General features: G+C 62.4%; 9 protein-coding genes. All 9 read right to left on the bottom strand.

Annotation, left to right across the window (positions count from 1 at the left end):
• Window positions 1–170: 170 nt before the first annotated feature.
• Genes V3W40_RS23450 through bcsQ form a run of 9 tightly spaced genes read right to left on the bottom strand, consistent with a single transcriptional unit; the run spans window position 171 to window position 14,632 of the window.
• Window positions 171–1,295 carry an alginate O-acetyltransferase AlgX-related protein gene (locus V3W40_RS23450; protein WP_330215724.1) on the bottom strand — a complete coding sequence of 375 codons (1,125 nt, stop codon included), beginning with the start codon at window positions 1,293–1,295 and terminating at the stop codon, window positions 171–173.
• Between the two features lie 12 nt (window positions 1,296–1,307).
• Window positions 1,308–2,723 (bottom strand): MBOAT family O-acyltransferase, encoded by a 1,416-nt coding sequence (locus tag V3W40_RS23445; protein ID WP_330215723.1) that lies wholly within the window; start codon window positions 2,721–2,723, stop codon window positions 1,308–1,310.
• Between the two features lie 17 nt (window positions 2,724–2,740).
• Complete coding sequence (locus tag V3W40_RS23440; RefSeq protein ID WP_065925770.1) at window positions 2,741–3,406, bottom strand: DUF4397 domain-containing protein; 666 nt, start codon at window positions 3,404–3,406, stop codon at window positions 2,741–2,743.
• Entirely contained in the window at window positions 3,406–4,071 is a 666-nt protein-coding gene (locus tag V3W40_RS23435; RefSeq protein WP_027605099.1) for an SGNH/GDSL hydrolase family protein, read from the bottom strand. Before V3W40_RS23435 ends, V3W40_RS23440 begins: the two co-directional genes overlap by 1 nt.
• 17 nt (window positions 4,072–4,088) lie before the next feature.
• Window positions 4,089–7,928 carry a cellulose biosynthesis protein BcsC gene (locus tag V3W40_RS23430; protein WP_330215722.1) on the bottom strand — a complete coding sequence of 1,280 codons (3,840 nt, stop codon included), beginning with the start codon at window positions 7,926–7,928 and terminating at the stop codon, window positions 4,089–4,091.
• The gene (bcsZ, locus tag V3W40_RS23425) at window positions 7,910–9,106 is read right to left on the bottom strand and encodes a cellulose synthase complex periplasmic endoglucanase BcsZ (protein WP_330215721.1); all 1,197 of its coding nucleotides are present in this window, start codon (window positions 9,104–9,106) and stop codon (window positions 7,910–7,912) included. The genes V3W40_RS23430 and bcsZ overlap by 19 nt, the downstream gene beginning before the upstream one ends.
• Entirely contained in the window at window positions 9,103–11,370 is a 2,268-nt protein-coding gene (bcsB, locus tag V3W40_RS23420) for a cellulose biosynthesis cyclic di-GMP-binding regulatory protein BcsB (protein WP_027605102.1), read from the bottom strand. Before bcsB ends, bcsZ begins: the two co-directional genes overlap by 4 nt.
• On the bottom strand, window positions 11,367–13,586 hold the full coding sequence (gene bcsA / locus V3W40_RS23415) for a UDP-forming cellulose synthase catalytic subunit (RefSeq protein WP_065925774.1): 2,220 nt from the start codon (window positions 13,584–13,586) through the stop codon (window positions 11,367–11,369). Before bcsA ends, bcsB begins: the two co-directional genes overlap by 4 nt.
• Entirely contained in the window at window positions 13,583–14,632 is a 1,050-nt protein-coding gene (gene bcsQ / locus V3W40_RS23410) for a cellulose biosynthesis protein BcsQ (protein WP_442962865.1), read from the bottom strand. The genes bcsA and bcsQ overlap by 4 nt, the downstream gene beginning before the upstream one ends.
• Between the last annotated feature and the right edge of the window lie 540 nt (window positions 14,633–15,172).

The following is a 15,172-nucleotide window of genomic DNA, read 5'->3' as shown; positions in this document are numbered from 1 at the left end:
ACCCTCCTCACGGCGAAGCTTAAAGACGTGAAAAGGTCAGCTGATACGACTGCTTACCGCAGGTCTTCTTGTGGTCGCCCTTGTGCAGGCAGTCTGCTTCAAGCGCACAAAAGTGTCATTATTTTGATGATTAAGCCGTCTATTTTTTAGATAAACGGCAAAACGTCAAATTACCGACCGATGCTGATCGCATCGTATGGGGTCTGCAGATCCCGCTCTGGAATTTCCCAAATCAACAACTTCGGCGGGGTTTGCTTGAACGCCGGGCTGTCGAAATACGCCTTGGCCGCGCCGGAGAACTCGCCGCCGTCCTTGCTGAAATTGCCCACGGGAGCGTTCAGGGCTTTCTGCAGGAAGCCGACAAAGTTGGAATTGCGCGAGAACGAAGTCCCGATCAGTGCCACGTTGGGCAACCCGGCGTCGCCGAACAGGTCGTCAGTGTTGCTGGTGGCGCCACCCGCTTCGTGGGCGGAGCTGGCCGCGACCGATTCCCCCGGGGGCTGCAACTTCGGCGGTAACCAGTCGAGACCGGCCAGGCGCACCAGATCACCGGGGCGCACGGCAAGCGGTGCCTGGGTGATCTCAAAGGTTTGCTCGGGCGTAGCCTTGATCTCACGTTGCTGGATGCGTTTTGCCAACGCCTGGGCGCCGGCGTTGGAGCCGATTTCGCTCCAGTGGGTGTCGGTGCGCAGGTATGACTCGGGCCCGAGGGGTCTTAAGGTATCGGTGAGGTCCAGCGCGGACACGCCAGCGGCCTGCAAAGTGGCCGTCCAGTCCTGAATCCGGCTGTTGAGCACTGCCGGTCGGTACAAGCCACACAGCTGGGCAACCGCAATGCGGCTCTTGTCCGGGACCACCACCACTTGCAGCTCGATACCTTTTTCACCCAGTTGCCGCTGCAGGTCGATCACGGCCTGGGCCTTGGTCTGTGCGTTGGCTTGGGCGTGGCGGTTGATGCGCAGTTCATCGCTGATAAACAGCCAGCCCGGGCAACCCGGCCGCACGCGTGGGCCGGTGTCGCCGAACGCCAGCCAGCTTGCGCCACGTTCCAGGTTGGCCGCCTGGATCGCCATCGGCGCCTTGGCCAGTTCCTTGGCGAAACGGTGGGTCAACTCACCGTGCAGCAGCATGTCGCTGTCGACCTTGGCGGGCAAGAAGCTGATCGGCCCCTTCACCATCAGCCAGGCGCAGGACAGCAGCCCCGCCGCCAGGAAGGGCACCAGCACCCAGGCCGCCAGGGGGCTGGTGCGAACAGCCAAGTCGCTCGGAGGAGTCGGCGCGGTAGGAGCGGGCATGGTCGGGCGTCCTTAGAACTGAAAGTACAGAAACGGTACGGCGTCGCGGCTGGCGATCAGCGCGAACGACAACACAAACCCGGCCACCGGCCACAACGAAGCGGCCACCACAAACCAGGGCTGGGTACCGAAACGCTGCTCGCAACGCACCTGCCAGATCGGCGCAATGATGCATACCAGGCCCAGCAACGCCGCCATGCCGTGGGCCGGGCGCATGGCCACGGCCATGGCGTCACCCAAGGCCACGCCATGCATACCGAACTGGCCGGCGTACATGGTCAGCGCCGAATGGAAGTCCGGCGCGCGGAACAAGGTCCAGGCCAGGCACACAAACAGCAACGTCAGGATGTGCGACAGCACCGGCGGAATGCGCGGCAGGCTCGACCGCGACCAGGCGCGATCTACACACAGCGCGATACCATGCGCCGCCCCCCACAACAGGTAGTTCCAACTGTCGCCGCCGTGCCACAACCCGGCGATTGCCATGGTCAGGAACAGGTTGCGATAGGTACGCCACACGCCGTCGCGGTTACCGCCCAGGGCGATGTACAGGTAGTCGCGCAACCAACTGGACAACGACAAGTGCCAACGACGCCAGAAGTCCTGGATGCTGCTGGCCAGGTACGGGCGGTTGAAGTTTTCCGGGAAGTGAAAGCCCAGCATCAGGCCCAGGCCGATGGCCATGGCGCTGTAGCCGGCGAAGTCGAAGAACAGTTGCAGCGAATAAGCCAGGCAACCGATCCACGCATCCACCAGGCTGGGGTTTTCCAGGTGGAAGGCAATGTCCACCAATGGCGACAAGGTGTCCGCCACCAGCACTTTCATGCCCATGCCGATCATGAAGCGCCGCGCGCCGAGGGAGAAATTCGGCCAGTTGAAATAACGCTGGTTAAGCTCACGGCGAACCCAGTCATAACGGATGATCGGGCCTGCAATCGAGTGGCCGAACATCGAAATGTACGTGGCGTAATTGATGAAGCTGCGCTCCACCGGCACCGTATGACGGTGCACGTCCACCAGGTAGGAAATCGCCTGCAGCACGATAAATGACAAGCCGGCCGGCAAGGCCACGCGCTGCCAATCCAGCGGCATGGCGCCGTACCAGGTGATCACCTCGCTCACGGTACCGACGACGATGTTGGCGTACTTGTACCAACACAGCACCGCCGTGTTGAACACAATCAACGCGATCAACAGGCGCACCCGGCCTTTGCCGTCCTCACGGGAACGGTCCACCAGCAGGCCGCCGACCCATGCCACCACGGTCAACACCATGTGCAGGAACAGGAACAACGGGCTCAGCCAGCCGTAGAACAACCAGCTGCCGATCAACAGGATGACGTTGCGCCAGCTCGGACGAGCCAGGGCATAGATCAACAGGAAGGCCGGCAGGAACAGCGTGAGGAATTCGAGTGAGGCAAAGACCATGGTGGTGTCGGGCCCGATCAGTTAGCGAGTGCGTCGGAAGCGAACAGCAACTTCGAACCTGCAGCCGAAGGGACGGCCAGCACGCTATAGCGCTCACCCGCCTTGAGGGTGAACGTCAGCGGCTGGCCCACCGGAGCACCGGCGCACTTGAGCTGCACCGACAATTCCAGCGGGTTGATCATGCGGCGTTGCAGCGAACCTTCGGCCACCTTCTTGAACAGCTCGGCCTTTTGGGCCACGGCTTCCAGGCTGGCGTCGGCGCAGGCGGCATCGGCGTTGATAAAGGCCAGGGAAGCCTTGAGCGCGTTGAAGTCGTCCGGTTGCTCACGCACCACCAACTGGCGCGTGGCGCCCTGGGCGTCGACCAACGCGACCACGGTGGCGAATTCGCCGGGGGCCACGGTCACCGACAGGTCGGCGTTTTTGCCGTCGCGGCTCAACACGCCCTTGATCGGCTTGTCACCCCCCACCACCGGCAGGAAGGCCGACACGGCTTTATCCCCGCTCAACACCAGGCTGGCCTTGGAACCGTCCGCCACCAGCTTCAACTCGCCGGGAGTGCCATTGGCAAAACGCAGGAACGCTGCGTCTTGCTCCGGCCCGGTGGGGTACAACGGGATGTCGGCGCTGTAGGCGCTGACACTGGCGAGCAAGGTCGCCAGACCCAGGGTCATGCGTTTCATTATTTGCTTCCTTTACCGTAGGCCGATGGCGGCAGGTCGCCCAGGGCCGTACCAATGGCCTTGGCCCATTTCTGGTAGCCGTCGATGGTGAAGTGCTGGCCGTCAGTGGTGATCCACTCGCCCGGCTTGGAGAAGGTCAGCGAATCGATGTAGGTGCACGGCGCCACGTTACTGGCCAGGAAGGCCGACATCAGCTTGGTGCGGGTGTCGTCCTTCTTGTACTGGGAACCGACCTTGCCCCACGGCGGACCGACCCACACGCACTTGGTGCCGGTGTCGGTGATCGCCTTGGTCAGCGAGGTCACGCTTTTCCAGGCCCAGGCCTTGGGGAACACCGGGTTGGTGTACGAGCCCATGGTGTCGCCGATGATCAGCACGACAACGTCGGGTTTGTCCTTGGCAATCAGTTCCTGGATCGGCGTGGTGCTCATGGCGTTCTTGCCGTAGATCACCGCTTTGCCGGTGGGCAGGCGCTCGCCGCCACACTCGACTTTTTTCGGTACGACCCAATCCGCCGCACCAGCACCGCAGGCACCGATGGAATGAACCACCGCGCCTTGCTTGGTCAGGTTGTCTTGCAGCGGGTTGAGCAACGAATCGGGAAAGCTCATATGACTTTCGCCCAGTACCAGCATGGTTAGGCCGGCAATCGCAGAAACAGGCATGAATGACTCCGATTTAATCAGTTGGAATAAGGGGAACGGTACGGGCTGACCGGCAAAGGCATAGGTCCGCTCAGGTCTTCGAACAAGTAGCGCAGATAAGCATTACCCGCGTACTGGCGGTAATCCTGGGCGTTATCGAGTCCGATTTCACCCCCCAGGTAGAACCGCGAGCTGAGACGGTATTCGGCAGCCGCGTTGAAGCTGTAGCCGACGCCGGTTTTGCTGGTGCTCTCGTACTTGGGATTATTCCTGGACGCTTGCAGCGTGCTTTCGCCCGGAAAGAAATCCGCCCCATCTTGCGCGATATGCTGCAGGCCTACCGAACTTTTTACCTGGTAACTGAAGCGATCAAAGCTTTGTGCCCAACGAATCGGCACGCCCAGGGAGAAGAAGCGCTGCGGACTGAAGTAACCACCGTTGCCGTAGGTGTAGAAGTCCTGGTTTTCCTTGAAGGTCATCGCCGAGCCGCTGATGCCTAGGGTCAACGTGTCCCGCTGGTTGTTGCGCAGGTACCAGTAGATGCCGCTGCCCAATTCCAGGCGGGTGTTGTCTTCGACGTTATTGCCCAGCAATTCATGCAGCGACGCGTAGCCGTAGACGCCCAGCTTCTGGTTGTCATAGCTCAGCTCACCACGGCCGCCGTTGGCGGTGACGCCGCCCCATTTGTTGCCATCGCCGTCTTCGGAACCCGCGAAGGAGGTGACACTGTCGGTGACTGGACGCCGGGAAATATTGGCGCCATAGCGGAAGTTCGAATTGGCCTCGAACGGACGCGAGACACTCACGCCACCCACCAGGGTGTTGTAGAGGAAGCCCAACGGGCTGACCCCGACGTCGGCCTTGAGGCCTTCATCCGGATTCTCGAACGCGACGGCCAAGCCAACACCGGTGTCGCTCTGGGAGCCCGCCGGGGTGGTGGTGCCTTTGCCGAAACGCGACAACGCGTCGCTGCCCACGCTGCCCGCACTTAAGTGCACCGGCGTGACGCGCAACGCTATGGTGTTATCGCCCACCGGCATGCGCGCTTCGAACGGCGCTTCCACATCGGTGATCTTGCTCAAGCCTTTCTCGCCGTTATTGCTGCGCACGCTCAAGCCCTGCACCACATACCCGGTACGGTCACGCAGGATGGTATCCAGCGCACGCCGTGCCGGGCTCAGCTCGGGGCTGTCGATGGAGGCGATGGTCGACGGCGGCACAAACGGGTCGCTCAGGTCGTTGGACGTCGCGCTGGCAAACGCGCTGGACGTGACGGTCTTGGTCGGTGCATCGATCGGCGGCGGCACGGCGCCGGCGACAGTCAGGTCGGTGACCTGGCGGCGCTGGCCCGGCAAGCCCACGAAGGGGTTATACGATTTGCCCTGAGGTTCGGCCTGGGCCACCTGGGTCCTGGCCTTCATCGCGGTTTCAATCGCCAGGGCCTTGCGCAGCAGTTCAGCGGCTTCGCTGTTCTTGCCCAGGCCCTGATAGATGCGTGCCGCCGAAGTGAGGATCTCCGGGTTGCCCGGTTCGAGCGCCAGGGCCTTGTCGCTGGCCGATTGCGCCAGGCTGCGGTCGTTGCCTTTCAGGGCGATGTCCGCCAGACCCAATTGCAGGCGCGCATTGTTCGGGTTCTGCTGGATCAACGGCGTGTACAGCTCCATGGCCTTCTTGCCGTTGCCGCTGGCCGCGTACATGCGCGCCAGGGCACCGACACCCAATGCGTCGTTCGGGCGCTGGGCCAGGGCCGGGGAAAGCATGTCGTAGGCCGCCACCAGGTCGTTCTTCTCGCGCAGGGCGTCGGCCTGCTTGACCCGGTACAGGTAGATCAAATCGTCATAGCGCTGGCGACCGATCTCGGTCAACGGCTGGCCTTGCACTTCGCGCAGGATCTCGCCCGCCTCGCTGTACTTGTTGGCCTTGAGCAGTACGTTGGCGTACAGCAGTTTCTGGTCGACGGTGGGGTTGGGGTTGTTCTCCACCACTCTCTGCATCATGTCCAGGCCGAACTGCGGGGCGCCCACTTCAACATAAGCAGCAGCCAGCACCGCCACGCGCTCAGGTTTTTGCCGGGTCAGCGACTCGGAACGACCAAGCAGCGCCAGGGCTTCCGGACGCTGGCCACGGCGCGCTGTTTCGATGGCGATGTCCGTTTGCTGATGCAGGGCGATATCGATCGCCAGCTCGTTCATGTCCGCCGTGCGCTGGGCGGTGGGGATGCGCCCGAGGGTGGCCTCGGCTTGTTTCCACTCGCTCAGTTCAGCCGACAACAGGGTACTGGTGTACAGCGCATCCGGTTGGTTGGGCTGGGTCTTGAGCAGGCCGTCGATCAGGGCACGCGCATTGCGGATCTGACCGTCGCGCAGGTACATGCGCGCCAGGGCAAAGCGGGTCCAGGGGTTTTCCGGGTCGGCGTCGAGGGCCTGGCGGTAGGCGGCTTGCGCAGCCTTCAGGTCACCGCGCTGCTCGGCCAGTTTGCCGACCTGGGTAGCGCGCAGTGCGTTGATTTTCACGCTCGGCGCAAACTTGGCGCGCTGGGCCGGAGACACCGAGTCGATCAGCTTCAGGGCTTCATCCGGCTGGCCGGATTGGGACAATACGTTGATCAAACCGCTGAGCGCATCCGGGTCGCCAGGGTGACGGGCCAACACCTTGCGGTAGCCGGCTTCGGCAACGTCGAACTGGTTGTCCTGGGCCTGGAAACCGGCCAAGGCGATTGCCGCACCCGGTTGGCCCGGGTTCAGGCGCTCGGCCTGGGCCACCAGGTCACGGGCCTGGGCACCGCGGCCGGCGCGCTGGGCATCACGGCTCTGGCTGATCAGGTTCCAGTAACGCACGTCGTTCAGGGCCGACTGCCATGCGGCGCCACCGGGCAAGCGCGTGGCCTGCACCAGGTAGTTTTCCGCATCGCTGAAACGCTCTTGCTGTTGACGCAACACGCCCATGCCACCAAGGGCATCGACGTCATTGGATTTTTGCGCAAGGCGCGCCGTGAGCAGTGGCTCGGCGGTTTTCAAGTCGCCGTCGTCCAGGGCCTTGAATGCCTTGGTCATCTGCGGATCACGCTGCCAGGCACCGCCGCCCTTGCCTTGGGCGATGCCCTTGTCCATGAGCGCGCGGATCTCGGTGTCATCCGGGTGCACGGTGAGAAATTGCTGGAACAGCGACACCTGGTCCGGCTTCGGTGGGCCGAGCCAGACCAGCGCAAAGCGCCAGGTTTCATCGGCGTTGCCGCCCACGTCGTTGTTCGAGGCCAGCTTGGCCAACGCACGGATACCGTCCGGCCGGGTTGCCGGGTTGCGTGCCAGGTGCTTGGCCAGGAACAGCGCAACGATCGGATCGTTGGGCCGCTCACGGGTCAGGCGCTGCAGGCCGGCAATGGCCTCATTGGTGCCCTTGGCGGTAAAACCCAGGGTGTTGTAGTACTCACGGGCGATCAGGCCCTGGGGCTGGCGGCCCTGGAAAATCTGACGGTACAAGGCCACGGCCTTTTCGCGCTCGTCTTCGGGCTCACCCAATTCACGCGCCTGCTCCAGCAGCTTGGCATTTTCCGGCATGTTGACGGTGATGTCCTGCTCCAGCTGCAACGCCTGGCGCGGCACCGGGCTCAGCGCTTGCAGTCGGGCCAGGTACTTTTGCGCCTCGGCCGGGTGGTTCTGCTGCATCTGGATCAGGCCGATGCCATAAAGCGCGTCCGGCTGCTCGGGGCTCAGGTTAAGCAGTTTCTGCCAGGTCTCCAGGGCCCGCTCGGGGTTTTTCTTCGCCTGCCAGTAGTAGCCCTGCTCGATCAGCAGGGACTGCGGGTCGCTGGTTTCAGCGAAGCTGGCGGTCGAGGCCAGGGCGGCGAGAATCGCAATGGCTAGCGTGTGACGGCGCATGCTGCCTCCCAGGAAAGTTTGACCGTACCGTCTTGTTCAAAACGGTACTTCTGATCGGAAAAGCCTTGGCTGAACAGGCTGAGCATGTAGTCGTAGTAGATCGGCTGCGCGCTGTACGGCGCCGAGGGAGCCAGGGCTTTGTTGAGCGCGTCGTCGACCTTGGCCTTTTGCAGTTGTGCCAGGGCGGTTTCGCCACGGGCCTGGAAGAAGGCAATGGTCGACGCCGAGAAGCCGATCGGCGAATAGCCGTTGTTCTTCTCGACTTCGCCGGTGGTGACGTGGATTTTCTCCGGCGGGAAGCCGGTGGCCGCCGCAGCCGTCGCCCGGGACATGCCCCCCAGGGACTTGAGCATGCCCGCCGCGAGTGGATCGGCCTTGGCGGTCATGCCGGCCCACATGTAGGTGCGGATCGCGTCGTAGCTGCCCAGGTCATCGGAGAACGGGTCGACCACAAACAGCCCGGTGTTGGCACTGGTCGCGCGGTAACCGACCCAGTTGGCCGCCAGGCCATGGGGGTTGCTGGCGGTGTCGGCGAGCATCCGCGCGTTGCTTTCGGCCACTTCGTTCCAGCCGGCATTCGGCCGCTCTTTATGGAAGCGACGTAGCTGCGCCAGCACCTGGTAGCTCGGGTTGAACCGCCACAGACCACCGGCATGGGCGTAACCCACCGGCCCCGGCAACAGCATCTTGCCCAGGCCCGGCACACGCACGATCAGGTTGCGTTCCACATTGGCCAGCACCAATTGCGCATCGGCGCGGTATTGCGGTGCATTCCACACGCGGGCCGCTTCAAGCAGGGCGTAGGCCATCCACAAATCCGCGTCGCTGGCAGAATTGGGGTCGATCACGCCCCAGGTGTTGTCAGGCTTTTTGCCCCACAACCAACCTGGCAGGTTCTGGCCGATATCGGCCCCCGACATGTTGGCCTTGGTCCAGGTCCACAGCTTGTCGAAGCTGCCACGGTCGTTGCCGACCAGGGCGAAGAACATCGCGTAGGACTGCCCTTCGGAGCTGCTCTCGGTAGGCTTCATGGAGGAGTTGAGCACGCGGCCGTCGTCCTGCACGAAGCGCTTGGCATAGTTCTGCCACAACGGCCAGTCGCAGCTCTGCGCCTGCGCCACACCAGCACACATCAGCGAGCCCAGCGCTATCAGGGCCATGCTACGCAGCGGGCTCATGCCAACCGCCGTTTTGCACGGGCACGCAGCGACAGGTAGATCAGCGACGTGACCACCGCCAGACTGAGGAAGGTGATCAACAGCATCCACCCCAGGTGCTGGGACAGTTGCCACTGCATGAACTTGAAGTAGTTGAGCTTGCCGACGTAGTACTGCTCGTCCGCCACCAGCGAGCTGATCTGCGTGCCTTGCACCACCGCCAGGCTGCCCTGGATCGAATCTTTGTAGTCGTCGCCGCCGATCAGGGCGGAGGTAGCTTCCAGCAGGCCTTGCGGCTGGTTGCTGGCGATCAGGACCACGCTGCGCCCGGACTTGAGCGGCGATTGGAAACCGGCCAGCCAGGTGCTGCTGCTCAAGCTGTTGAAGGTGATCCCGGTATTGGCCTTGTGGATATTGGCCGCCGGATCGGGGCTGACCCAGCTGCGCACATAACGCGGCAGGTCCGACAACAGGAACTGATGCTGCGCGCCATCGCTGGTCGCCGGCAGGTACTGCTGCCACTGCTTGAGCAGCGGTTGGTTGGCGGCGGTGGCGAGCACCAGCAGGTCCTTGTCGGCGACGCTTTGCACATCTTTGGCCTGTACCACTTTCACGGCAGTCGCCGGGTAACCGGTGGCTTCGCCGAAGCGGCCGAGCACGGTCAGGTAAGCGGTGATTTCATCGGTGCCGAAGTTGTCCGGCATGACCACGGCGGATTCCGACAGGTCGGCCAGGCGCGTGAACGGGAAACCGGAGTCGTTGAACACACCCAGGTTAGGCATGGCGATGTAGTGCTGGTAACCGGTGACATCGAGGGTCGAGTCCGGGTCGACGGAACCGCGCATGTTGTCGACGATAATGTCGCGGCATTCGCCTTCCTTGATGTAGTCGTACATAAAGCGCAACTGCAGCTTGGACTTGGGCGATGCCGAGCTGATCGGCAACAGGGTCGTCACTTCACGGGGCAGGCTTTCGTCTTTCTTCAACTGGTCGAGCAGGGTTTGACCGCCGCCCAGGTTGGTCACCGACGGCAGCGCCACGGACTTCATGAACTGGTCATTCAGACCGATCAGCAGCGCGGAATTGGTCGACACCTGCTGGGGGGTGTAACGGTATTTGAGGTGCAGCGGCACGCCTTCTTCGCGCCAGTTGAACAGGTCAGGCGGCAGGCGCATGTCGACGCTGATGGCGCCGGGATTGTAGCCCGACACACTGAGTTTCTGCTGCTCGACCAACTCACCGAGGCGCACCGGGCGGTTGCTCGGCAGCCAGTTCGGGGCGTCATAGGGACGGCGCGGCGCGAGGGCTTCGAGCTTGGTGATGACCACGCTGTTGCCGGCCAATACCGGGCTACCCAGCACCACGGCGGTGGCGGCGCGCTTGAGCTCTTGCGCGTCACGGCCGGTGACGATCAGCAGCTTGCCATTGGCGTCGGTGGGGTTGGCGATCAGGGTCAACGTCGGGCCGGTCGGCTTGGCGATGGCGACACCGTGCACATCCATGGCTTCGGCGGTTTGCACCAGCACGATGGCATTGCCCTTGGCCGGCAGCTCGCCGAGGGTGGTCGGGAAGGTCGCGCCACGGTAGCTGGCGAGGCCGCCGATCCAAGACGACAACGCACCGGCCGCTTCCAGGGCGGCACTGTCCGGCGCGGTGGCGAACACGAACGGCAGGCTCACCCGGCGCGCGTCACGCTTATCGAAGAATGGCAGCGGCAGCACGGCCAGGTCGTCCTTGAGGACGATCGGCTCGACCTGCACTTTCAGCTCACTGCTGTTGCTGATCTTGGCCCACAGGCTGCTGTGCAACGGGTCTTCGCAGGACATGGTGTAGTGACCGATGAACTGCAGGCTCAAGCGGTTGAATTCGGTGATCAACTTCGGCGGGATCTGCACCAGTTGTTCTTGCTGAGTACCGGCCCCCTCTTTGGGCAACGCCAGGCTGGCGGCTACTTCGCCGTTGACCAGCACGTTGATCTGCGACAGGTCCGCCAGCAACGCCGGCGAGTAGCTGTACTTGAGCAACAGTTGCGCGCCCTTGACCACTTCGTCGGCACGAATGTCGAAGTTGACGCTGTCGGAAGACTCCACCCCTTGCAGGTTCATGGTGTCGCGACGCCCCAATTGCTTGAGGGTCAGGCTGTAGCCGTTGTCGGTGCTTTGCACGGGCACGGTGGTCACCGCTTGCTCGGCAGCTTGCGCCAGGGTATTGAAACCCATCAGCGAGGCGATCATCAGCGCGAGTGCACGGCGCGGATGAGGGCGAGCGAAAATCTTCGAGGTCATGGCTTGTCCATCAGCGTATCAAGCGGTTTTTTGGGGGTGCGGCTCAAGGCCAGACGCAGTTCGTGTAGGGTGGCGCGGCCGAGGGTGAACAGGCCGCCGATGCCGATGGAGCTGACTTCGCGCAGGGCCGCCAGCGGCGTATCCGGTTGGCCGGCGCCCCAGCTCGCGGCCCAGGTGTCGGCGCGGGAGAAGGTCAGGCGTACCAATTCGCTTTGCTGGCGCAGGCTGAGGGGTTCGAACTGAGCGCCGATCTGCGCCCCTTTGCTGAACACCACGCGTGCATCGAACAGGCTGTCCTGGCCGTTGCGCGAGAGCACCAGTTGCACGCGCTCGCCCTGGGTGATCGAGTGACCATCGGTGAGCATCAGGCCGAAGCCGTTCTGCGAGAAATCCTGGGTAGTGCCATCCAGCACACGGCCGTCGGCACAGATAATGCTCACCGGTAGCTTGGCGCTGACGCGCGGCTCGGAACGCACCTGGCGCGCCTCCGAGGCCACGGCGACGGCGGCGCTGGTGATGATCAGGTTGTAGAGGGTCCAGGTCAGGTTGATCGCCACCGTCACGGCCGTGGACGCATCGCCCCAGATCAACTGATGGATACCAAAGCCCAGGCCGACCAGGTTCACGGCCAACAGCACCAGGTAAGGGCGCGCCAGCTTCCAGTCGAAGAACTGCTTGTCGATGATGCCGCCCTTGTCGGTGACGTTGAAGCCACCGGCCTTGGGGTTGACCAGCGCCACCAGCACCGGCGGCAGGATGTACCAGGCCAGTACGGTCTCGTATACCTCGTTCCAGAACGAGTGCCGGAAGCGGCCCTGGATGCGTGAGTTGGTCAGGCTTGAATGCACCAGGTGCGGCAGTACATAAGCGACGATCATCAGCGCCGAGGCATGGAAAATCTCCGCGCCAAAGACCAAATAGGCCAGCGGTGCGGTGAGGAATACCAAACGCGGCAAACCATAAAAGAAGTGCAACATAGCGTTGGCGTAGCAGATGCGCTGGCCCCACTTGAGGCCCTTGCCCAGCAACGGGTTGTCGGTGCGGAAGATCTGCGCCATGCCCCGCGCCCAGCGAATCCGCTGGTTGATGTGGCGCGACAGGCTCTCCGTGGCCAGGCCCGCGGCTTGCGGGATCGCCAGGTACGCCGTGTTGTAGCCCAGGCGATTGAGCTTGAGCGCGGTATGGGCGTCTTCGGTCACGGTCTCGACGGCCACCCCGCCGATTGCCAGCAGCGGCTCACGGCGAATCACCGCACACGAGCCGCAGAAGAAGGTGGCGTTCCACAGGTCGTTGCCGTCCTGCACCAGGCCGTAGAACAACTCGCCCTCGTTGGGCACGGCGCGGAAGGTGTCGAGGTTCTTTTCGAACGGGTCCGGCGAGAAGAAGAAGTGCGGCGTTTGCAGCATCGCCAGCTTCGGATCCTTGAGGAACCAGCCAAGGCTGACTTGCAGGAAGGAGCGCGTCGGCACGTGGTCGGCGTCGAACAGCGCGACGTATTCGCCGTCGGTGACCTTCAACGCTTCGTTGAGATTACCGGCCTTGGCGTGGAAGTTGTTGTCGCGACGGATGTAGTTGACCCCGACCTTGCGGCAGAACTCGCGAAAGTCATCACGGCGGCCGTCATCGAGCACGTGCACACGCAGCTTGTCCTTGGGCCAGTCCATCGCCTGGGCGGCGAAGATGGTCAGTTTTACGATGCTCAGCGCTTCGTTATAGGTGGGGATGAACACATCTACCGTCGGCCATTCTTCCGGCTCGGTCTTGAGCCACACCGGGGTGCGACGCAGCGGCCAGGCGGTTTGTACGTAGCCGAAGATCAGCACGATCAGGGCGTAGAACTCGGCGGCGACCAGGCCGTAGCCGAAGAACATGTCGAGCCAGGTTTCAAAGCCCAGGGTGGAGGTGAGTCGCCAGAACATGTAGCGCAGCGAGGCCACCAGCGACAACACCACCAGCGCGAGGATTGCCAGGCGCCCCGGGATCTTGCGCAGCACCAGCACCGCCATGAAGCACACAACGGCAAACAGGCATTGGCTGTAGAGGTCCAGCGGCGCACTGATAACGCCAAAAAACAGCAGGGCACCGAGCACGCAACTGGCAAATACCAGCACCGTACGTAGCGCTGCAGGCCAGCGATTGAAGCGCGCGATGGCGCCATTCAGGCGCTGTTCAGCGCGCCCTTCGACGAAGGGCGTGGAGGACGTATTGTCGGTCATGGAAGGTCCGAGTCGATGCGTTCGAGCAAGGCGCGGCACAGGGCGTGGACGTCCTGGCAGCCGATACTGTTGACGGTAGGGTCGAGGGGATCACGCCCGTAGGCCTGGGCTTCGCTGAACGCCAGGTCGCGGTGTACCGTGCCCAGCAGGGCACTGCCGAGGCGCGTCTTGAACACCTCGGCCATGTCCAGGCTGAAGCGGTGGGCGGCGTCCAACTGGTTGATCACATAAAAGCGTTGTGGCGGTTTTGCGCGTTGCAGGTATGGCGCCAGCACGCTGTCCATCTGCTCCAGGGTGCTGAACGACGCCACATCCGACTGCACCACCACCAGCACCGCGTCGGCAACCGACATGGCTTGGCGGAGGTACACGGTGTTGCCCGCCGGTACGTCGATGATGACCGTGTCCTGGCCGTTCAGCTTAAGGCTGGCCAAACGCTTGCCAAGCCACTCGGGATCCTGACCCAACCAGCGATTCAAGCTCTGCTGCTGCTCGTGGTCAGTGCCACCGAACGCCACCAGGCGGCAACCGCCAAAGCCGCGTTCAGGCAGGGCTTCCCAGCTTTCGTTAAGCAAGCTGGTAGCGCCGATGCCAGGGAAGTCGAGGCCCAGGCACAGGTGGTGACGCAGGGCGTTTTGCGGGTCCAGGTCGAGGGCAAGCGCCGGGTGCCCCTGGCGCTGCAAGCCACTGGCAATCGCAGCAGACAAGGTGCTACGGCCGACACCCCCTTTAACCGAAACCACCACCACCACTTTCGGCGTGGACTGCTCCGAATACACCTCGCCTTGCGGGCCCGATATTACTTCGCAGAGTGGCAGGTGGTCGGCATCGCCATGGTTCAGCTCTTCGAGCAAACGCAACAACGGGGCCGATGGGGCTTCATCCAAGAGAGCTGCCACTGCAGGCGGGGGAGCAACAACCTCCGGGCTTTCCAGGACCTCTACTTCGTCCTCGATAAACTCATGGATAAAGTCGATTTCGCGGTAGCCATTCGGGTTGGCACCCAGCTTGTTGAATAGTTTTGAAATGTCATCTGCTCGACTCACTCACTGCCCCTCCCCACCTGGTTTGCGCTTTAAAGGCGATAAAAAGGTCAGCGAAGAGCTGACCTTGTATTTTTATAGTTATGTGTTGGCCGAGGCATTCTGTGATATCACATTGATGGTGTCAGTATTTTGATGCTTTTAGCTCGATATTATCCGACGAACGGCGTGGCGCCATTTTTATGACGAATCCAGCGATAAAAATGCATTCGTTGTAAGAACATGAACTTGCACCGATTTATCGTGATTTTTGTTGGCCTGATGGTCAAAAACGGCACAAATCTGACATACCCATAAACAAATAATCCGTTGCCTCAAATCTGTCTCGAAAATTTGCCTACACGATTTTGCGATTAAACCTACTATTCATATCGCGCGACAGAATACGCAAACCGCGCCTGGATTCAAGGCAAAACCCACCCGGCGGTCGCCCGCGACGTCTGTGCACAACTAAGCAAAACCCACGCCGCTGGACACTTCCTCGACCTTCAATGAACCCACCCATTGAACCAAGAGGATACCCAGCACGAGCGCGAACGCGTT

Origin of the sequence: Pseudomonas sp. AM8 (assembly GCF_036346475.1) — a bacterium.
Lineage (GTDB): Bacteria > Pseudomonadota > Gammaproteobacteria > Pseudomonadales > Pseudomonadaceae > Aquipseudomonas > Aquipseudomonas marginalis.
This window is presented reverse-complemented; position numbering and strand designations above follow the sequence as displayed.